The organism is Pseudomonas sp. BN415, from assembly GCF_029871195.1.
Classification (GTDB): domain Bacteria; phylum Pseudomonadota; class Gammaproteobacteria; order Pseudomonadales; family Pseudomonadaceae; genus Metapseudomonas; species Metapseudomonas resinovorans.
On the sequence record NZ_SSOK01000028.1, the window covers coordinates 49898 to 68899 of the forward strand.

Consider the following 19002-nt stretch of genomic DNA (forward strand, 5'->3'; position numbering starts at 1 on the left):
TCTCTATAATCCGTCGCTTAACCGTTCGAAATGCAGCACGCCCGCACCCGCTCCGGCAGGCGCGACGTCGTCCTTTTTGGCTCTCGAGCCAACGCGTTTCGGGCAGAAACCCTGTTCCAGGCGAAACCTATGATCAGAGTAAAGCGAGGGCTGGACCTGCCCGTGGCAGGTGAGCCGATCCAGCGTATCGAAGCGGGGCGACCGGTTCGGAGCGTCGCCGTCATCGGCTTCGACTATCACGGCATGAAGCCGACCATGGACGTTCAGGTGGGGGATCGGGTCAAACTCGGCCAGCCACTGTTCGCCGACAAAAAGACCCCGGGCGTGATCTATACCGCGCCCGGCGCCGGAGTGATCAGTGCCATCCACCGTGGCGAGCAGCGAGTGCTGCAGTCCGTGGTGATCGATCTCGACGGCGATGAGGAAGTTCAGTTCGAGCGGTTTCCCGCCGAGCAACTCGACCAGCTCGATCCGCTGCAGATACGCGACAATCTGGTGCAGTCCGGCCTCTGGACTGCGTTGCGCACACGACCGTTCAGCCGCGTGCCGACGCTTGATTCCGTGCCGAGCTCCATCTTCGTTACCGCCATGGATACCCATCCTCTGGCCGCCAACCCAGCCATCGTGATTGGTGAGCATGCTGCGGATTTCGAACATGGTCTCAAGGTGCTCGCTCGCCTGGCCCGTGTTTTCCTGTGCAAGGCTGCTGATGCTGCGCTCCCGGGTGAAAACCTGGCCCAGATTCGGAGCGAATCCTTTACCGGGCCGCACCCGGCTGGCCTGCCGGGTACTCATATTCATTTCCTCGATCCGGTGAACAGCAGCAAGAGTGTCTGGCATATCGGCTATCAGGATGTGATCGCCATCGGCAAGCTGTTCACTACCGGCCGACTCTGGGTCGAGCGCGTGGTGTCCCTGGCTGGCCCGGTGGTGGACAGTCCGCGGTTGGTACGCACACGCCTGGGGGCAAGCCTGGACGAACTCACCGCCGGCGAACTTCAGCCGGGCGCCAACCGCGTGGTATCGGGCTCCCTGTTGGGTGGTCGGACCTCACGGGGTGCTTGCTCTTACCTCGGCCGCTACCACCTGCAAGTGTCTTGCTTGCGTGAAGGCAATGACCGCGAACTGCTGCATTACCTGCGCGCCGGGGTGAACAAGCATTCGGTGCTGAACATCTTCGTGTCCAAGTTGCTGGGCGGCCGCAAATTTGCCTTCAACACCAGCACCAATGGCAGCCCGCGCGCCATGGTGCCAGTGGGCAACTACGAATCGGTGATGCCCCTGGACATCCTGCCTACACAGCTCCTGCGCTACCTGATCGTGGGTGACACGGAAATGGCGCAGAAGCTCGGTTGTCTGGAGCTGGATGAAGAAGATCTGGCGCTGTGCAGCTATGTCTGCGCTGGCAAGTACGAATACGGCCCCATCCTGCGGGACAACCTCAACCGTATCGAGAAGGAGGGCTGAATGAGCCTGCGTAAATTCCTCGACCGGATCGAGCACAACTTCGAGCAGGGCGGCCGCTATGAAAAGTGGTACGCCCTCTACGAGGCGGTAGATACCTTCTTCTACCGCCCCGCGAGCGTGACTCACACCACGGCCCATGTCCGAGACGGCATCGATCTCAAACGAATGATGATCACGGTCTGGCTCTGCACCTTCCCGGCCATGTTCTTCGGCATGTGGAACGTTGGCTACCAGGCCAACCTGGTCTTCGCGCAGAGTCCTGACCTTCTGGCGGCACAGGAAGGCTGGCGATTCGCCTTGATCGGTTCCCTGGCCGGGTTCGACCCGAATAGCCTGTGGGACAACTTCATCCAAGGGGCCGCCTGGTTCCTGCCCATCTACGCCGTGACTTTCATCGTCGGCGGCTTCTGGGAAGTGCTGTTTGCCTCCATCCGCCGCCATGAAGTGAATGAAGGTTTCTTCGTCACCTCCGTACTCTTCGCGCTGACGTTGCCGCCGAGCATTCCGCTCTGGCAGGTGGCGCTGGGCATCAGCTTCGGCGTGGTGCTGGGCAAAGAGGTGTTCGGCGGCACCGGAAAGAACTTCCTCAACCCGGCTCTGGCTGGCCGTGCGTTCCTCTTCTTCGCCTACCCGGCGCAGATTTCCGGGGACGAGGTATGGACCGCCGTGGACGGCTTCGCGGGTGCCACCTCCCTGAGCCTCGGCGCTGCCGGTGGTGTCGAGAACATCATTGGCCACGGCATCACTTGGATGGATGCCTTCCTTGGCACCATTCACGGCTCCATCGGCGAAACCAGCACCCTGGCCATCCTGATCGGTGGTGGTGTGCTGCTGGTCACCCGCATTGCGTCCTGGCGTATCGTCGCCGGCGTGATGCTGGGCATGATCGCTACCACCTGGCTGTTCAATGCGATTGGTTCAGACACCAATCCCATGTTCGCCATGCCCTGGTACTGGCACCTGGTTCTGGGTGGCTTCGCCTTCGGCATGATGTTCATGGCGACCGACCCTGTCTCCGCCTCCATGACCGACACGGGCAAGTGGCTGTTTGGCGCGCTCATCGGTCTGATGGTGGTGCTGATTCGTGTCGTCAACCCCGCGTTCCCGGAGGGCATGATGCTGGCGATTCTGTTCGCCAACCTGTTCGCGCCGCTGATCGACCATTTCGTCGTCCAGGCCAATATCAAGCGGAGGCTGGCACGCAATGGCTAACCAGAAAGAATCCACTGTCCGCACCCTGATGGTGGCCCTGGTGGTCTGCCTGGTGTGTTCCGTGTTCGTTGCCGGCGGCGCCGTAGCGCTCAAGCCCGTGCAGGTGGAGAACCGTGAGCTGGACAAACAGCGCAGCATCCTGAGCATCGCCGGTCTGGCCCAGCCGGGCATGTCTGCTGACGAGGTGAAGAAGCTCTACGCCGAGCGCATCACTGCGAAGGTGGTGGACCTTGCCAGCGGCGATTTTTCCGATGAGATCCAGGCCGCCGGCTTCGATCCGCTGAAGGCCGCCAAGGACCCACAGCTTTCCGACGCGCTGCCTGCCGGGCAGGACATCGCCTCCATCAAGCGACGTGAGCGTTACAGCACGGTCTACCTGGTGGAACAGGGCGGTCAGCTGCAGACCCTGATCCTGCCGGTGCGCGGCTACGGCCTCTGGTCGACCCTGTACGGCTTCCTGGCGCTCAAGGGCGACCTGAACACCGTGGTCGGACTCGGCTTCTACCAACATGGCGAGACCCCTGGCCTTGGCGGTGAGGTGGACAACCCGAAATGGAAAGCGCTCTGGAACGGCAAGAGCCTGTTCGATGAGCAGGGGCAGTTGGCCATCCAGATCATCAAGGGCAGTGTCGATGCGCAGTCGCCGAAGGCCAGTCACCAGGTCGACGGTCTGGCCGGTGCCACGCTGACCAGCAAGGGCGTCAACAATCTGCTGCATTTCTGGCTCGGCAAGAACGGCTTCGGCCCCTTCCTGGCCAAGCTGAACAACGGGGAGGCATGAGCATGACGCAACCCACTATCCGGTCGGTCCTGCTGGACCCGATCCTGCACAACAACCCCATCGGCCTGCAGATCCTCGGTATCTGCTCGGCCCTGGCGGTCACTTCCAATCTGAAGACCGCGCTGGTGATGTCCATCGCCCTGACGCTGGTGACCGGCTTCTCCAACCTGTTCATTTCAATGATCCGCAGCCAGATCCCCAGTTCGATCCGCATGATCGTGCAGATGGTGATCATCGCCTCGCTGGTGATCGTGGTGGACCAGGTGCTCAAGGCCTACGCCTTCAGTCTGTCCAAGCAGCTCTCGGTGTTCGTTGGGCTTATCATCACCAACTGCATCGTGATGGGGCGCGCCGAAGCCTTCGCCATGGCCAATCCGCCGATCCTGTCTTTCTTCGATGGCATCGGCAACGGCCTGGGCTACAGCGCCATGCTGATCGTCCTCGGCATCGTTCGCGAGCTGTTTGGTGCTGGCAAGTTGCTGGGCTACGAGATCCTCCCGGTGATCAATGATGGCGGCTGGTACCAACCCAACGGGCTGTTGCTGCTACCGCCCTCGGCCTTCTTCCTGATCGGTCTGATCATCTGGGCGCTGCGCAGCTGGAAGACCGAGCAGAAGGAGGCGCCGGCCTACAGGATCGCGCCCCAGGTATCCAACAAGGAGGCCTACTGATGGAGCATTACCTCAGCCTCTTCGTGAAGGCGGTATTCGTCGAGAACATGGCCTTGGCCTTCTTCCTCGGCATGTGCACCTTCATTGCCATTTCGAAGAAAGTCGAAACCGCGATCGGTCTGGGTATCGCGGTGATCGTGGTGCAGGCCATCACGGTTCCAGCCAACAACCTGCTCTACACGCTGCTGCTCAAGGATGGCGCCCTGGCCTGGGCCGGATTGCCGGGTGTGGACCTGAGTTTTCTCGGTCTGCTCAGCTACATCGGTGTGATCGCTGCCATCGTGCAGATCCTCGAGATGCTGCTCGACAAGTACGTGCCCTCGCTCTACAACGCCCTGGGTGTGTTCCTGCCGTTGATCACCGTGAACTGCGCGATCATGGCGGGCTCCCTGTTCATGGTTGAACGCGACTACAACCTTGGCGAGAGCGTGGTCTACGGTGTCGGCTCCGGCTTTTCCTGGGCGCTGGCCATCGCCATGCTGGCCGGTATCCGCGAGAAGCTGAAATACAGCGACGTGCCGGAGGGGCTGCAAGGTCTCGGTATCACCTTCATCACCATCGGCCTGATGTCTCTCGGCTTCATGTCGTTTTCCGGTGTGCAGCTCTAAGGAACGGACATGCTGAGTTTTGAAATCTTCCTCGCCATCGGCATGTTCACCGCCATCGTCCTCGCGCTGGTTGTGATCATCCTGGCCGCCCGAGCCAAGCTGGTTTCCAGCGGCGACGTGAACATCGTAATAAACGGCGAGCGGACCATCACCGTTCCCGCCGGCGGCAAGCTGCTGCAGACCTTGGCAGGGCAGAGCGTCTTCCTCTCCTCCGCTTGCGGTGGCGGTGGCACGTGCGCCCAGTGCAAATGCATTGTCGAGAGCGGTGGTGGCGAGATGCTGCCTACCGAAGAATCCCACTTCACTCGCCGTCAGGCAAAGGAAGGCTGGCGCCTGTCCTGCCAGACGCCGGTGAAGCAGGACATGCACATCGAAGTGCCGGAAGAAGTCTTCGGCGTGAAGAAGTGGGAATGCACGGTGGAGTCCAACCCCAACGTCGCCACCTTCATCAAGGAGCTGACCTTGCGCCTGCCGGAAGGGGAAAGCGTGGACTTCCGCGCCGGGGGTTATGTGCAGCTGGAATGCCCGCCCCACCAGGTGGCCTACAAGGACTTCGACATCCAGCCCGAGTACCGTGGCGACTGGGATAAGTTCAACCAATGGAAATACGTGTCCAAGGTCGACGAGACTGTCATCCGTGCCTATTCCATGGCCAACTACCCGGACGAAAAGGGCATCGTGAAGTTCAACATTCGTATCGCCTCTCCGCCACCGGGCAAGGATGACCTGCCACCGGGGCAGATGTCGTCCTGGGTCTTCAGCCTCAAGCCGGGCGACAAGGTCACCGTGTACGGTCCCTTCGGCGAATTCTTCGCCAAGGACACTGATGCCGAGATGGTCTTCATTGGCGGCGGTGCAGGCATGGCGCCGATGCGCTCGCACATTTTCGACCAGCTCAAGCGTCTGGGCTCCAAGCGCAAGATCAGCTTCTGGTACGGCGCACGCTCACTGCGCGAGGCTTTCTACACCGAAGAGTACGACCAGCTGCAGGCAGAGAACCCCAACTTCCAGTGGCACCTGGCGCTGTCCGATCCACAGCCGGAAGATAACTGGACCGGCCTCAAGGGCTTCATCCACAACGTGCTGTTCGAGAACTACCTCAAGGACCACCCGGCCCCTGAGGACTGCGAGTTCTATATGTGCGGCCCGCCGATGATGAACGCGGCCGTGATCAAGATGCTGTTGGATCTGGGCGTTGAGCGGGAGAACATCCTGCTGGACGACTTTGGTGGCTAGGTCCCTCGTTTCGCTGCTCGCGGCCAGCCTGCTGTTGGCTGGCTGCGGTGGCGACCCGCTGGAGCAGTTCGGCGGCCCGACCATGGGCAGCAGCTACTCGGTCAAATACGTGCGCAGCGCCTCAGGCCCCTCAGTGGAGGAGGCGCAAGGTGAAGTGGAAGGGATTCTTGCCGAGATCGACCAGCAGATGTCCACCTATCGGGCGGACTCCGAGGTCGAGCGCTTCAATGCATTGCCGGCCGGCAGTTGCCTGACTCTGCCAGCAGCCATGCTGCAGCTGGTGGCCTTTGGCAGCAAGTTGTCCCAGGACAGTGGCGGCGCCTTCGATATGACGGTCGAGCCGCTGCTCAACCTCTGGGGTTTTGGCCCGCAATCACGCGGTGATCAGGTCCCCAGCTCCGAAGCCATCGCTGCGGTGAAGGCGGAAGTCGGCCAGCAACACTTGTCTATTCGTGGTCACGAGTTGTGCAAGGACGCGCCGGTCCAACTGGACTTCAACAGTATCGCCGCCGGTTACGCGGTTGACCGCGTCGTGGCGCGACTGAGCGAGTTGGGTGTCAGCAGTGCCCTGGTGGAGATCACGGGCGAGCTCAAGGCCGTCGGCCGCAAACCCGATGGCGCGCCCTGGCGTATCGCTGTCGAGGCGCCGAGGAATGATCGCCAGGTGGCACAGGAGATCATCACGCTCGATGGGCTAGGGGTTTCCACGTCCGGCGACTATCGCAACTACTTTGAGAAGAATGGCAAACGCTACTCCCACACGCTGGACCCCAAGACTGGCACGCCCATCAGCCACAACCTGGCTGCGGTCACGGTGGTGGATGAGTCGGCGCTGAGAGCGGACGGTCTGTCGACATTATTGATGGTGCTTGGGCCGGAAGCAGGCGAAGCCTATGCTGAAACTCATGGCATCGCCGCGTTGTTCGTGACCCGTGACGGCCAGGGTTTCGTCAGCCATGGCAGCAGCCGCTATCGGCAGCTGTTCGAGAAAGAGGAGAACTGAACATGACCTTCCTGCTGGTATTCCTGATCATGCTGTTGGTAGTGCTGGGCATGGCCGTGGGCGTGATCATGGGGCGCAAACCCATTGCCGGATCCTGCGGTGGTATCGCCAACCTAGGCATCGAGAAGGAATGCTCGATTTGTGGCGGTAATCGTGAGAAGTGCGAAGAGGTACGCCGCGAGGGCGATGTAGTGGATTCAAACCTCGCCTACGACGCGACCAAGCGCTAATGTGCAGCGCCAAGCCGCTCGGCTAAGCTGCACGCCAGTTCAAGGTCCCGCCCGGGATCGTCGAAACAGGTTCCGAATTCCGCGGTGTCGAGAGCCGCGGATCTTGCCGGGGGCGCCAGAGGGCGCCCCGGCCCGTTATGAGGAGTAAGCATGGCTGTCTACAACTACGACGTAGTGGTGCTGGGTTCCGGCCCGGCGGGTGAGGGGGCGGCGATGAACGCTGCCAAGGCCGGGCGCAAGGTTGCGGTAGTGGACAACCGCCCGCTGGTCGGCGGCAACTGCACCCACTTGGGCACCATCCCGTCCAAGGCCCTGCGTCACTCGGTACGGCAGATCATGCAGTACAACACCAACCCACTGTTCCGGCAGATCGGTGAGCCGCGGTGGTTCTCTTTCCCTGACGTGCTGAAGAGCGCGGAGCGGGTGATCGCCAAGCAGGTGGCCTCGCGCACCGGCTTTTACGCGCGTAACCGCGTCGACGTGTTCTTCGGCACCGCCAGCTTCTCCGATGAGCAAACCGTGGAAGTCGTCTGCGCCAGCGGAGTGGTGGAAAAGCTGGTAGCCAAGCAGGTCATCGTCGCCACGGGCTCGCGCCCTTATCGCCCGGCAGATGTCGACTTCAACCATCCGCGCATCTACGACAGCGACACCATTCTCAGCCTCACCCATACACCGCGCCGCATCATCATTTACGGCGCCGGGGTAATCGGCTCCGAATACGCCTCGATCTTCAGTGGCCTGGGTGTGCTGGTGGACCTGATCGACAACCGTGACCAGTTGCTCAGCTTCCTCGATGACGAAATCTCCGACGCCCTCAGCTACCACCTGCGCAACAACAACGTGCTGATCCGCCATAACGAGGAGTACGAGCGCATTGAGGGCCTGGAGAACGGCGTGATCCTGCACCTCAAGTCCGGCAAGAAGATCAAGGCCGACTGCCTGCTGTGGTGCAATGGCCGTACTGGCAACACCGACAAGCTGGGCCTGGAGAACATTGGTATCAAGGTCAACAGCCGCGACCAGATCAATGTCGACCAGTACTACCGCACCGAGGTCAGCAACATCTTTGCCGCCGGCGACGTGATCGGTTGGCCGAGCCTGGCCAGCGCCGCCGCCGACCAGGGGCGCTCGGCAGCCGGTAGTGCGGTTGAGAACGACAGCTGGCGATTCGTCGACGACGTGCCGACCGGCATCTACACCATTCCGGAGATCAGCTCTATCGGCAAGAACGAAAAGGAGCTGACCCAGGCGAAGATCCCCTACGAAGTGGGCAAGGCCTTCTTCAAGGGCATGGCGCGTGCGCAAATCTCCCACGAGCCGGTAGGGATGCTGAAGATCCTGTTCCACCGCGAGACCCTGGAGATCCTCGGTGTGCACTGCTTCGGCTACCAGGCCTCGGAAATCGTGCACATTGGCCAGGCGATCATGAACCAGAAGGGCGAGGCGAACTCCATCAAGTACTTCATCAATACCACCTTCAACTACCCGACCATGGCTGAAGCCTATCGGGTGGCGGCGTTCGACGGCCTCAACCGGCTTTTTTGAGTGGCACCGGCCGGGCGCCTGAGCCGGCCGGGGAGGATCCTCTCGGCGATCCGCGCCTGTGGCGCTGGCCGAACCGGGAGAGCTTCTGATCAGGCGACGCCATGAATGAAGAACCGGCCCTTGAGGCCGGTTCTTCATTCATGGCTCAGCGCGTCCCGACGGTCGCGCTCGCCAGGCCGGGGAAGTCGGTGATGATGCTGTCCGCACCAAAGTCGGCGAGGCGGCGCATCAGCGCCGGTTCGTTGACCGTCCACACCGAGACGTGCAGCCCTTCCTTCTGTGCGCGCAGCAGGCGCTCCGGGGTGCATAGCGTCCAGTTCAACGCCAGCAGGTTGCAGCCGTGGTGCTTGGCCACTTTCAGCGGGTCCAGCCAGTCATATTCCGCCACCAGGCCACGGGACAGCGTTGGCGTCAGCCTGTTCAGCGCGCGCAGTACCTCCCGCGAGCTTGAGGTGACCGTCACCTTGTCCGTCACGCCGTAGCGTTCGGCCAGCGCCTGGATCGCCAGCACGGTTCGCGCCGCTCGCACCCGCGAGGCGCTCTTCACCTCCAGTTGCCAGTGCTCGAAGTCGCAATGCTCGAACAAGGTCGCCAGTCGCGGGATGGGGCAGGGCTGTTGCCAGCCCGGGCCACCCAGTCGGGCGTCATAGGTCACCAACTCCTCGGCGTCATGCTCCGCCACTTTGCCGCGGCGGCCAGTGGTGCGTTTCAGACTGGGGTCGTGGATCACCATCAGCTCGCCGTCACGAGACAGGTGCAGGTCCAGCTCGCAACGCTTCACACCATGTGATAGGCATTGCCGGAAGCTGGCCAGGGTGTTTTCCGGGCATTCGCCCTTGGCGCCTCGATGGCCGTAGATCAGGGTCACGTTTATTCCCTTGGTGCTCTGGGTTGATGGTGGCGGACGCTGTCGATGACGCGTCCGCTTTCGAAATAGACCGAGAATTCGCGGTAGTCCCAGCGACTGATGGGGGGCTTGCCCACTGCGGCATGTTCTTCGTCGGGCAGGCCGAAACGCTGCAGGACACTGCGCTGGCTCTCACCGCGAGTTGGTAGCGAAACACCTTGGTCGCCCTGATTGCCAATGGGGATTTCGATGGTTTCGGCACTGACGGGCAGTGCGAGGAGAAGACAAGTCAGCAGCAGGCCGGGGCGCATCATGCGAGGGTCTCAGGGGGTAGGGGAGGAGCGTTCGCGAGCCTGGCGTCGCTGCTGGGCCTGCTTCTGCAGAATGTGCCGTGCCAGCAACTGGCGCTGAGCGTCGGTCAGTGCGTCGAACTCAGTACCGATGTCGAACTGGCCGTCATCACGGAGCTGGCTGTGGATTACCACGGCGCGCAGCAGCATGCCGAGGGCCTGGGGCATCAGGACGATCTTGATCGCCAGGTGGGTGCCCAGCTCGATGGATTGGTCGCTGCTGAAACCGATGCCACCTTCTGACAGGGTGACCTGGCGTGCCGGGCCTATGTCGCGCAATAGACTCTGGGCTACGGCTTGGCCGAGCAGATCGATGCGCTTGTTGATGACCTTGAGGTAGCTGGCCAGCGTCCGATCGCGCTCATGGATATGCCGCAACAGGTGCTGGGATTCGAAGTCCATAAGATGCAATTCGCTGAGCAGGCTGAACAGCTGCGAAGCACTGTCCACGCCGCTTTCATCAGCTGTTTCGCCCTGTTTCAGCGGGCGAAATTCCAGTGCGATCGTATCTTCGATGCGGTAGTATTCGCGGCGGTCATCCGCGTCTCGTGTCGACATGGCGAACCCATGGCAGCAGTGGTGGTCGAAGAGCTGTTCCGTATTTGCAAGTCCGTTTGCGTCGCCCGGGGCGCCGCAGCAGATCACGAACAGAATTTGAGTGTAAACGCTGCTTGCCAAGCCCCGCCACAAGGACGTCCCTTCTTTCGCCAGCGAACTCCACTTCCATGTTCAGACCGCTGTCCCTGTACATAGGCGCCCGGTACACGCGCGCCAAGCGCCGCAACTACTTCGTCTCCTTCATTTCCCTGACTTCCATGATCGGTCTGGCACTTGGCGTGCTGGTCATGATCCTGGTTCTGTCGGTCATGAATGGCTTCGATCACGAGATGCGCACCCGCGTGTTGGGCATGGTGCCCCACGCTACCGTGGAGTCCGCGGTGCCGATCAACGACTGGCGCAAGCTGGCCGAAGGTGTTGCACGTCATCCCGAAGTGAAGGCCGTGGCGCCCTACACGCAGGTGCAGGGGCTATTGACCGCCGACGGCAAGGTGCAGAAGGTGCTGGTCAACGCCGTGGATCCGCAGGAAGAATCCAAGGTTTCCATCATCGGCGACTTCTTTCGCCAGGGCAGCCTGGCTGCACTGAAGCCCGGTGAATTCGGCATCGTCATCGGCGACCGCGCCGCCAGCAAGCTGGGCGTAGGCATGGGTGACAAAGTCACCTTCGTGCTTCCCGAAGTGGCAGTGACCCCGGCCGGCGTCTTTCCGCGCATGAAGCGCTTTACCGTGGTCGGCATCTTCCACGTCGGCGCGGGCGAGCTGGATGGCTTCCTGGCCATTGCCAACCTGTCCGACGTCGCCCGCCTGAAGCGCTGGCGGCCCGATCAGGTGCAGGGGCTGCGCCTGAAGCTCGATGACTTGTTCCAGGCGCCCCAGTTGGCCTGGCAGATCGCTGGCGAGCTGAAGGGCGAAGATTTCTATGCCCGGGACTGGACACGTACCCACGGCAACCTCTACCAGGCGATCAAGATGGAGAAGGCCATAATCGGTCTGCTCCTGCTGCTGATCGTGGCCGTCGCTGCCTTCAACATCATTTCCACCCTGGTGATGGTGGTGACCGACAAGCGCGGTGATATCGCCATCCTGCGGACCCTTGGCGCCACGCCCAGGCAGATCATGGGCATCTTCATGGTCCAGGGCACGGTGATCGGCGTCGTCGGCACCGTCATCGGCGGTGTACTGGGCATTCTCGCGGCGCTGAAGGTGAGCGATGCCATTGCCCTGCTGGAACGCCTGATGGGGCATAAGTTCCTCAGTGCCGAGGTCTACTTCATTGATTACTTGCCATCTCAGCTGATGGTCGAGGACGTGGTGCTGGTCTGTTCGGCCGCGCTGGTCCTGAGCTTCCTTGCCACCCTTTATCCCGCCTGGCGTGCCGCCCGCACCCAGCCAGCAGAGGCTTTGCGCTATGAGTAACAAGGCAGTCCTGAGTTGCCGCAATCTGGGCAAGAGCTACGACGAAGGCCCTCAGTCTGTCGAGGTGCTGTCGGGCGTCGAGCTGGAGCTTCATCCGGGGGAACGAGTGGCCATCGTCGGCAGCTCTGGATCTGGCAAGAGCACTCTGCTGAACATGCTGGGCGGGCTGGATACCCCGAGCAAAGGGAGTGTCTGGCTGGCTGGCGAGGAACTGTCCGCCCTCAGCGAAACTGCCCGTGGCCTGTTGCGCAACCGAGCCTTGGGTTTCGTTTACCAGTTCCATCACCTGCTGCCGGAGTTCACTGCCCTGGAGAACGTCTGCATGCCGCTGCTGATCGGTCGCACTGCCATCGGCGAAGCGCGCCAGCGAGCCACCGCACTGCTGGAGCGAGTAGGGCTGGGCCATCGCCTGTCGCACAAGCCGGCAGAGCTCTCTGGCGGTGAGCGTCAGCGTGTGGCCATCGCCCGTGCCCTGGTCAACAACCCGGCCCTGGTGCTGCTCGACGAACCTACGGGTAACCTCGACCAGCACACCGCCCATGGCATCCAGGAGCTGATGCTCGAGCTGAGCGGCTCTGTGCAGACTGCCTTCCTGGTGGTGACTCACGACTTGCAACTGGCCCGCCAGATGGATCGGGCGCTGCGCCTTGAAGACGGTCGACTGGTGGCTGCCTGAGATGTTCAGACCTCTTCCGATCTTCATCGGCACGCGCTATACCCGCGCCAAACGCCGTAACCACTTCATTTCCTTCATCTCGCTGACCTCGATGATCGGTCTGGCGCTGGGCGTGCTCGCCATGATCGTGGTGCTCTCGGTGATGAACGGTTTCCAGAAGGAGATGCGCTCGCGCATCCTCGGCATGGTTTCCCACGCCACCCTGAGCGCGGAGCATCCCCTGGGGGACTGGCGCCGGGTGGCCGATGCGGCGATGAAGCACCCGGAAGTGGTGGGGGCGGTGCCCTTCGCCGAGCTGGAAGGCATGCTGTCCTACAAGGGCATGATGCAGCCGGTGCAGCTCAACGGTGTCGATCCGGCCGAGGAGCCCAAGGTTTCCATTATCGGCAAGCACATGGTTCAGGGTGACCTGAATGCCCTGAAGCCTGGCGAGTCCGGCATTGTCATCGGCGAGATCACCGCGCGGCGTTTCCGACTCAACGTCGGTGACAAACTGACCCTGATCGTCCCCGAGGTGAGCAGTGCGCCAGGCGGCATCACCCCGCGCATGCAACGACTCAACGTGGTAGGCGTGTTCAAGGTTGGCGCCGAGCTGGACAGCTCCCTGGCGTTGATCAACATTGCCGATGCGTCGGCTATCCAGCGCCTGCCGGAAGGGCAGGTGCAAAGCGTACGGATTGCCCTTAAGGATCTGTTCCTGGCACCGGAGGTGTCGAAGCAGATCGCCGCAGAGCTGGGGCAGGGCTACCGTGCAGATGACTGGACTCACACCCAGGGCAGCCTGTTCAGCGCCATGAAGATGGAGAAAACCATGATCGGCCTGCTTCTGCTGCTGATCGTGGCCGTGGCTGCCTTCAACATCATCGCCACGCTGATCATGGTTGTGGCCGACAAGCGGGCGGATATCGCTATCCTCCGCACCTTGGGGGCGACGCCGCGGCAGATCATGGCCGTGTTCATGGTTCAAGGCAGTGTGATCGGCGTCATCGGTACTCTGATCGGTACCGTTCTGGGCGTCATCACCGCGCTCAACGTCAGTCAGTGGATCGCCGCCCTGGAGCGTGCCAGCGGCCAGCAGATCTTCAGCTCAGACGTCTACTTCGTGAGCTACCTGCCGTCAGAACTGCAACTGGGCGATGTGGTGTTGATCTGCACCGCTGCCCTGGTGCTGAGCTTCCTGGCCACCCTCTATCCAGCGTGGCGGGCGGCCCAGACCCAGCCAGCCGAGGCCTTGCGCTACGAATAATCGGTTGTAATCGCAAACAAAAACGCCGCTATCGAAGCGGCGTTTTTCATTTCAGCGGCTGGTTTCTCGGCGCGCCTTCTGGCGCTTGCGCCAGCTATGGGCGACCCACCAACGCCAATAGAGCATGGTCAGCATGTAGGCCAGTGCCCCGACCAATACGCCGCAGACCAGCGAGCCTAGGAGAAATGGCTGCCAGAGCGTGGAAAGTTCCTGGGTGATCCATTCCCAGGTCAGTTCATTGGGTAGGGCGCGCGGAGAAATCTGCATGATCCAGGCACCCATCTTGTAGGTGCAGTAGAAGACCGGCGGCATGGTGATGGGGTTGGTCAGCCAGACCAGGCCCACCGAGATCGGCAGGTTCGCGCGGACCGCGATGGCTAGGCCGGCGGCCAGCAGCATCTGCATGGGAATGGGGACGAACGCCGCGAACAGGCCCATGGCCATGGCGCGGGCGACCGAGTGGCGATTGAGGTGCCAGAGGTTCGGGTCGTGGATGAGCGTGCCGAGAAAACGCAGGGACTTGTGTTCCCTGATAGTGTCCGGATTCGGCATGTAGCGTTTGAAGATGCGACGCGGCATGAGCGGTCTCTGGCGGACGAAAGCGCCGGGTATTATGCACACCCGGAAATGACAGCGCCGGGTCAGATTGTGTCGGCAAGTTTAACGGGAATTGCACCGGTCTGATCGACCCGTGCAGGGTGGCACAGGATGTTGCCGCGCTTTTCATCCCAGGGAAAGGGAGTTTGATACCCATGGTGTCGGGTCTGGCGACGCTTGCCGTCGGCCTTCTTCTACTGCGTTGGATACCCAGTCTGCCACCTGTCTGGTGGCTTTATTTTCAACTGCTTCTCGGTTTCGGGTTGCTGATGTCACGCGCCTGGCGCCCAGGCCTTTTTCTCCTCGGCCTTGGCTGGGCGTGTCTGAGTGCCCAGTGGGCGCTGGATGACCGATTGGACGCCCGCCTGGATGGCCAGGTGCGCTGGCTGGAAGGGCGGGTAGTCGGTTTGCCAAGTACTGCCGACGGAGTGGTGCGCTTCGAGCTGTCCGATCTTCAGTCCTCGCGGGCACAGCTGCCTGGCCGCATGCGCGTGTCGTGGCACGATGGGCCGCGTGTGCTCGCAGGTGAGCGCTGGCGCCTGGCGGTCCGTCTCAAGCGGCCGCGGGGTTTGGTGAACCCGGCGACTTTCGATTACGAAGCCTGGTTGTTGGCGCGCCGTATCGGTGCGACCGGCGCGGTAAAGACAGGCGAACGTGTCCAGCCGGCCGACGGCCTCGTTGCCTGGCGTGATGCACTGCGTCAACGCTTGCTGGAAGTGGATGCCAACGGGCGGGCCGGAGGACTTGCCGCCCTGGTTCTGGGCGATGGTTCCGGCTTGCAGGATCGGGATTGGCGACTGCTGCAGGACACTGGAACCACTCACCTGATGGTGATTTCAGGCCAGCACATAACCCTCTTTGCCGGCGTGCTCTATGGCGTGGTCGCGGCGCTTGCGCGATTCGGACTCTGGCCCCGGCACCTGCCCTGGCTGCCCTGGGCCTGCTTCATGGCTTTCGCCGGAGGCCTTGGTTACGGTGTGATGGCCGGCTTCGACGTGCCGGTGCAGCGGGCCTGCGTGATGCTCGCCGTCGTCCTGCTCTGGCGTTTGCGTTTTCGCCACCTGGGCTTCCTCACGCCGCTGCTGGTTGCTCTTTGCGTCGTGTTGTCAGTGGAACCACTGGTGATCCTGCAGCCGGGTTTCTGGTTGTCCTTCGGTGCAGTGGTCTTGCTGATCCTGGCCTTTGCCGGCCGTCTCGGCGCGTGGTCCTGGTGGCACACCTGGTGGCGTGCCCAGTGGGTGATGGGCTTGGGGCTTGCGCCGCTGCTGCTGGCCCTGGCTTTGCCCATCAGTCTCAGTGGTCCATTGGCCAACCTGGTGGCGGTGCCCTGGATCAGTCTGGTGGTATTACCGCTGGCGCTGTTGGGTACCATGCTGCTGGGCATTCCTGTTGTGGGAGACGCGCTGCTCTGGTTGGCTGGAGGCGCCCTGGACCTTCTGTTTCAGATGCTGGCTTGGATGGCGGCGCAGCTACCCGCCTGGATCCCCGAGCAGGTCCCGCTTTGGGCCTGGCTCCTGGGGGCATCAGGCGTCCTGCTTCTGATCGCTCCGGCAGGAGTGCCGCTACGGGCACTTGGCCTGGCGTTGCTGATGCCGATGCTGTTTCCGTCGAATGAGCCCCTCGCGCACGGTCAGGCCGAGGTGCGGGTGCTGGATGTGGGGCAGGGTCTTTCGGTGTTGGTACGCACCCGCGAGCATGCGCTGCTCTACGATGCCGGACCACGCCGGGGTGACTTCGACATCGGCGAGCGGGTGGTGGTGCCGACCTTGCTCGGCCTGGGGGTTTCCAGGCTTGACCTGATGCTGATCAGCCATGCCGACTCCGACCACGCCGGGGGTGCCCTGGCGGTGCAGCGGGGGGTGGCCGTGGAGCGGGTGCTGGCTGGCGAATTGGAGCGTCTGCCTCCTGAGCTGGGGGCCGAACGCTGTTCGGCGGGGGATGCCTGGACCTGGGATGGGGTGGACTTCCTGGTCTGGCAGGCGCCGCTGACAGGGGACAGTAACGACGACTCATGCGTGCTGGCGATCGAGGCCGCTGGTGAGCGCATTCTACTCAGCGGCGATCTGGGCACCCGTGGCGAGGCGGCCTGGGTTGCGAGCGGCCAACCGCTGGCCGCGCGCTGGCTGATAGCCGGTCACCACGGCAGCCGGACGTCTTCCAGCAATGCCTTCCTGCGAGTCGTGGCACCTGAGAAGGTGCTGATCTCCCGCGGCCACCTGAATTCCTACGGTCACCCGCATCCACTGGTCGTTTCGCGTATTCGCGCGCTGCCGGCCGAAATCCATGACACTGCGGAGCAGGGCCACTTGCTGCTGCATCTGGGGGCGAATCGCGAGCCCGAAAGCGGGCGAGAAAAGTCCGTGTTCTGGAGGGAAAAATGAGAACAGCGACGGTCGGCGCAGGTCCGACCCTATGCTAGAGTGGCGCCACTTTTCCGAAGGGGATTTCCTACCGTGTGGGAGTTGGTCAAAGCCGGCGGCTGGATGATGCTGCCGATCATTCTGTGTTCCATCGCCGCCACTGCTATTGTCGCTGAACGCCTGTGGACCCTGCGTCTAAGCCGGGTTTCGCCTCCGCATTTGCTGGGGCAGGTCTGGCGCCAGATCAAGGACAAGCAACTGAACAGCCAGAAGCTCAAGGAGCTGCGCGCGTCTTCGCCCCTGGGTGAAGTGTTGGCGGCGGGCCTGGCGAACTCCAAGCATGGCCGGGAAATCATGAAGGAGTGCATCGAGGAAGCCGCCAGCCGGGTCATCCATGAACTGGAGCGCTACCTCAATGCGCTGGGCACCATCGCCGCCATGGCGCCGTTGCTGGGGCTGTTGGGTACGGTCTTCGGCATGATCGAAATCTTCGGCGGCTTCATGGAAAACGGCATGGCCAATGCCCCGGTCCTGGCGGGCGGCATCGCCAAGGCCCTGGTGACCACTGCGGCGGGCCTGATCGTTGCCATCCCGGCCGTGTTCTTCCATCGCTATCTATTGCGTCGTGTCGACGAACTGGTGGTCGCGATGGAGCAGGAAGCGATCAAGCTGGTGGAAGTGGTCCAGGGTGATCGCGAAGTCGACTTCGCAGAGGAAGCAAAAGCGTGAAGTTCCGCCGCAGGGCGGGCAATGTCGCCCGCGAAGAGGTGTTCCTCAACCTTACTTCGTTGATCGACGTGATCTTCGTGCTGTTGCTGTTCTTCGTGGTGACCACCACCTTCAGCAAGCCCAACCAGCTGAAGATCGAGCTGCCCGAAGCGGTGAGCGGCACGCCGCCCGAAGAGACGCAGCTCAAGACGCTGGAGCTTTCCATTGGCGCCGATGGCCAGTATTCGCTCAATGGCCAGAACCTGGTGAAGAGCGACCTGGAGACCCTGATCTCTGCGCTGGGACGTGAGTCGGAAGGCGACAACAGCCTGCCGCTGGTGATCACCGCTGACGCTCGCACCACTCACCAGGCGGTGATTACCGCCATGGACGCCGCCGGCAAGCTGGGCTTCAGTCACCTGCGCATGACCACCGTCGAGGCCGAAGCGGCCAAGAAGCCCTGATGGCCTTCTCCGATCGTTTGCTGGACGCCTGGTACCGGGGCCACCCGGCCCTCGGCCTGCTAGGTCCGCTGGAGTGGCTCTACCGTCGGGTGGCCGAGCGTAAGCGCGCGTCATTCCTGGCGGGGCAGGGCGATAGCTATCGCCCGCCCGTACCGCTGATCGTGGTCGGCAACATTACCGTTGGTGGCACCGGCAAGACCCCGATGATTCTCTGGCTGATCGAACACTGCCGGGCGCGCGGACTGCGCGTTGGCGTGGTCAGTCGTGGTTACGGGGCGAAACCGCCGCAGCTGCCCTGGCGAGTGCGTGCTGAACAAGGCGCCGAACTGGCCGGCGACGAGCCGCTGCTTATTGTCCAGCGCAGTGGCGTGCCGCTGATGATCGACCCTGACCGTTCCCGTGCAGTGCGGGCCCTGCTGGAGCAGGAAGAGCTGGACCTGATCCTCAGCGACGATGGCTTGCAGCACTACCGCCTCGGGCGCGACCTGGAGCTGGTGCTGATCGACGCCGCCCGTGGTCTTGGCAATCGTCGCTGCCTGCCGGCTGGACCCTTGCGTGAGCCGCCCGAGCGCCTGGACTCTGTGGATGCGGTGCTGCGCAACGGCGCCGAGGCCGATTCCGCCGAAGGCTTCTCCTTCAAGCTGCAACCCGGCGTGCTGGTCAACTTGCGGAGCGGCGAGCGTGTGGGGCTGGAGCATTTTCCGTCCGGCCAAGCCGTGCATGCGGTGGCGGGCATCGGCAACCCGCAGCGTTTCTTCACGACTCTGGAGGCGCTAAACTGGCGCCCGATTCCGCACCCCTTCGCCGATCACGCTGTCTATAGCCCGGAAGCCCTGGATTTTACGCCGCCGCTGCCCGTGCTGATGACCGAGAAGGATGCGGTGAAGTGCCGGACCTTCGCTGCCGCCGACTGGTGGTACCTGGCGGTCGATGCCACACCGTCGCCGGCCTTCGTCACCTGGCTCGACGAGCAACTGGCCCGCCTGCTGCCGACCCGCTTCTAACCCAGGTAGCCCTTGGGCTAC

20 protein-coding genes are annotated in these 19002 nt (G+C 62.5%); 16 read left to right on the forward strand and 4 right to left on the reverse strand.

The annotated features are described in order from the left end of the window. Window positions 1–129 precede the first annotated feature (129 nt). The 9 genes from E8F20_RS07750 to sthA all read left to right on the forward strand — a co-directional run bounded on the left by E8F20_RS07750 (window position 130) and on the right by sthA (window position 8753). Window positions 130–1467: a Na(+)-translocating NADH-quinone reductase subunit A gene (locus tag E8F20_RS07750; protein WP_280283241.1), complete on the forward strand. Its 1338-nt coding sequence runs from the start codon at window positions 130–132 to the stop codon at window positions 1465–1467. After that, a complete protein-coding gene (locus tag E8F20_RS07755; protein ID WP_028629466.1) occupies window positions 1468–2679 on the forward strand; it encodes an NADH:ubiquinone reductase (Na(+)-transporting) subunit B in 1212 nt (403 codons plus the stop codon). Continuing rightward, entirely contained in the window at window positions 2672–3460 is a 789-nt protein-coding gene (locus tag E8F20_RS07760) for a Na(+)-translocating NADH-quinone reductase subunit C (RefSeq protein WP_280283242.1), read from the forward strand. Before E8F20_RS07755 ends, E8F20_RS07760 begins: the two co-directional genes overlap by 8 nt. Then, window positions 3457–4131: an NADH:ubiquinone reductase (Na(+)-transporting) subunit D gene (locus E8F20_RS07765; RefSeq protein ID WP_280283243.1), complete on the forward strand. Its 675-nt coding sequence runs from the start codon at window positions 3457–3459 to the stop codon at window positions 4129–4131. The genes E8F20_RS07760 and E8F20_RS07765 overlap by 4 nt, the downstream gene beginning before the upstream one ends. After that, window positions 4131–4739, forward strand: a complete 609-nt coding sequence (gene nqrE, locus E8F20_RS07770) for an NADH:ubiquinone reductase (Na(+)-transporting) subunit E (RefSeq protein ID WP_028629463.1) — start codon at window positions 4131–4133, stop codon at window positions 4737–4739. Before E8F20_RS07765 ends, nqrE begins: the two co-directional genes overlap by 1 nt. 9 nt (window positions 4740–4748) lie before the next feature. Further along, entirely contained in the window at window positions 4749–5975 is a 1227-nt protein-coding gene (gene nqrF / locus E8F20_RS07775) for an NADH:ubiquinone reductase (Na(+)-transporting) subunit F (RefSeq protein WP_280283244.1), read from the forward strand. After that, window positions 5968–6978, forward strand: coding sequence for an FAD:protein FMN transferase (locus E8F20_RS07780; protein WP_280283245.1), 1011 nt, complete (start codon window positions 5968–5970; stop codon window positions 6976–6978). Before nqrF ends, E8F20_RS07780 begins: the two co-directional genes overlap by 8 nt. A 2-nt stretch (window positions 6979–6980) precedes the next feature. Next, the gene (nqrM, locus tag E8F20_RS07785) at window positions 6981–7208 is read left to right on the forward strand and encodes a (Na+)-NQR maturation NqrM (protein WP_280283246.1); all 228 of its coding nucleotides are present in this window, start codon (window positions 6981–6983) and stop codon (window positions 7206–7208) included. Window positions 7209–7358: 150 nt separating this feature from the next. Then, window positions 7359–8753 carry a Si-specific NAD(P)(+) transhydrogenase gene (sthA, locus tag E8F20_RS07790; protein WP_280283247.1) on the forward strand — a complete coding sequence of 465 codons (1395 nt, stop codon included), beginning with the start codon at window positions 7359–7361 and terminating at the stop codon, window positions 8751–8753. Between the two features lie 145 nt (window positions 8754–8898). On the opposite strand, the gene E8F20_RS07795 is transcribed toward sthA, so the two are convergent. From E8F20_RS07795 to E8F20_RS07805, 3 genes are read right to left on the reverse strand one after another with little or no spacing between them, the layout of a single operon-like run. After that, complete coding sequence (locus E8F20_RS07795) at window positions 8899–9621, reverse strand: glycerophosphodiester phosphodiesterase (protein WP_280283248.1); 723 nt, start codon at window positions 9619–9621, stop codon at window positions 8899–8901. Window positions 9622–9623: 2 nt separating this feature from the next. Then, window positions 9624–9914, reverse strand: a complete 291-nt coding sequence (locus tag E8F20_RS07800; protein WP_280283249.1) for a phosphodiesterase — start codon at window positions 9912–9914, stop codon at window positions 9624–9626. Window positions 9915–9923: 9 nt separating this feature from the next. Next, the gene (locus tag E8F20_RS07805) at window positions 9924–10508 is read right to left on the reverse strand and encodes a PilZ domain-containing protein (protein ID WP_280283250.1); all 585 of its coding nucleotides are present in this window, start codon (window positions 10506–10508) and stop codon (window positions 9924–9926) included. Window positions 10509–10675: 167 nt separating this feature from the next. Here E8F20_RS07805 and E8F20_RS07810 point away from each other — a divergent pair, with 167 nt between their 5' ends. From E8F20_RS07810 to E8F20_RS07820, 3 genes are read left to right on the forward strand one after another with little or no spacing between them, the layout of a single operon-like run. Next, window positions 10676–11926, forward strand: a complete 1251-nt coding sequence (locus E8F20_RS07810) for a lipoprotein-releasing ABC transporter permease subunit (protein WP_280283251.1) — start codon at window positions 10676–10678, stop codon at window positions 11924–11926. Beyond that, window positions 11919–12602, forward strand: coding sequence for a lipoprotein-releasing ABC transporter ATP-binding protein LolD (gene lolD / locus E8F20_RS07815; protein ID WP_028629454.1), 684 nt, complete (start codon window positions 11919–11921; stop codon window positions 12600–12602). Before E8F20_RS07810 ends, lolD begins: the two co-directional genes overlap by 8 nt. 1 nt (window position 12603) lies before the next feature. Further along, a complete protein-coding gene (locus E8F20_RS07820; RefSeq protein ID WP_280283252.1) occupies window positions 12604–13848 on the forward strand; it encodes a lipoprotein-releasing ABC transporter permease subunit in 1245 nt (414 codons plus the stop codon). Between the two features lie 51 nt (window positions 13849–13899). Here the strand turns inward: E8F20_RS07820 and E8F20_RS07825 are convergent, their stop codons facing one another. After that, complete coding sequence (locus E8F20_RS07825) at window positions 13900–14427, reverse strand: DUF2062 domain-containing protein (RefSeq protein WP_280283253.1); 528 nt, start codon at window positions 14425–14427, stop codon at window positions 13900–13902. 173 nt (window positions 14428–14600) lie between these two features. Between E8F20_RS07825 and E8F20_RS07830 the strand changes: the two genes are divergently transcribed. The 4 genes from E8F20_RS07830 to lpxK all read left to right on the forward strand — a co-directional run bounded on the left by E8F20_RS07830 (window position 14601) and on the right by lpxK (window position 18981). Further along, entirely contained in the window at window positions 14601–16826 is a 2226-nt protein-coding gene (locus E8F20_RS07830; RefSeq protein ID WP_280283254.1) for a DNA internalization-related competence protein ComEC/Rec2, read from the forward strand. A gap of 72 nt (window positions 16827–16898) precedes the next feature. Beyond that, the gene (locus tag E8F20_RS07835; protein ID WP_028629450.1) at window positions 16899–17534 is read left to right on the forward strand and encodes a MotA/TolQ/ExbB proton channel family protein; all 636 of its coding nucleotides are present in this window, start codon (window positions 16899–16901) and stop codon (window positions 17532–17534) included. Then, the gene (locus E8F20_RS07840) at window positions 17531–17977 is read left to right on the forward strand and encodes a biopolymer transporter ExbD (RefSeq protein WP_280283255.1); all 447 of its coding nucleotides are present in this window, start codon (window positions 17531–17533) and stop codon (window positions 17975–17977) included. Before E8F20_RS07835 ends, E8F20_RS07840 begins: the two co-directional genes overlap by 4 nt. Then, window positions 17977–18981 carry a tetraacyldisaccharide 4'-kinase gene (lpxK, locus tag E8F20_RS07845; RefSeq protein ID WP_280283256.1) on the forward strand — a complete coding sequence of 335 codons (1005 nt, stop codon included), beginning with the start codon at window positions 17977–17979 and terminating at the stop codon, window positions 18979–18981. Before E8F20_RS07840 ends, lpxK begins: the two co-directional genes overlap by 1 nt. Window positions 18982–19002 lie beyond the last annotated feature (21 nt).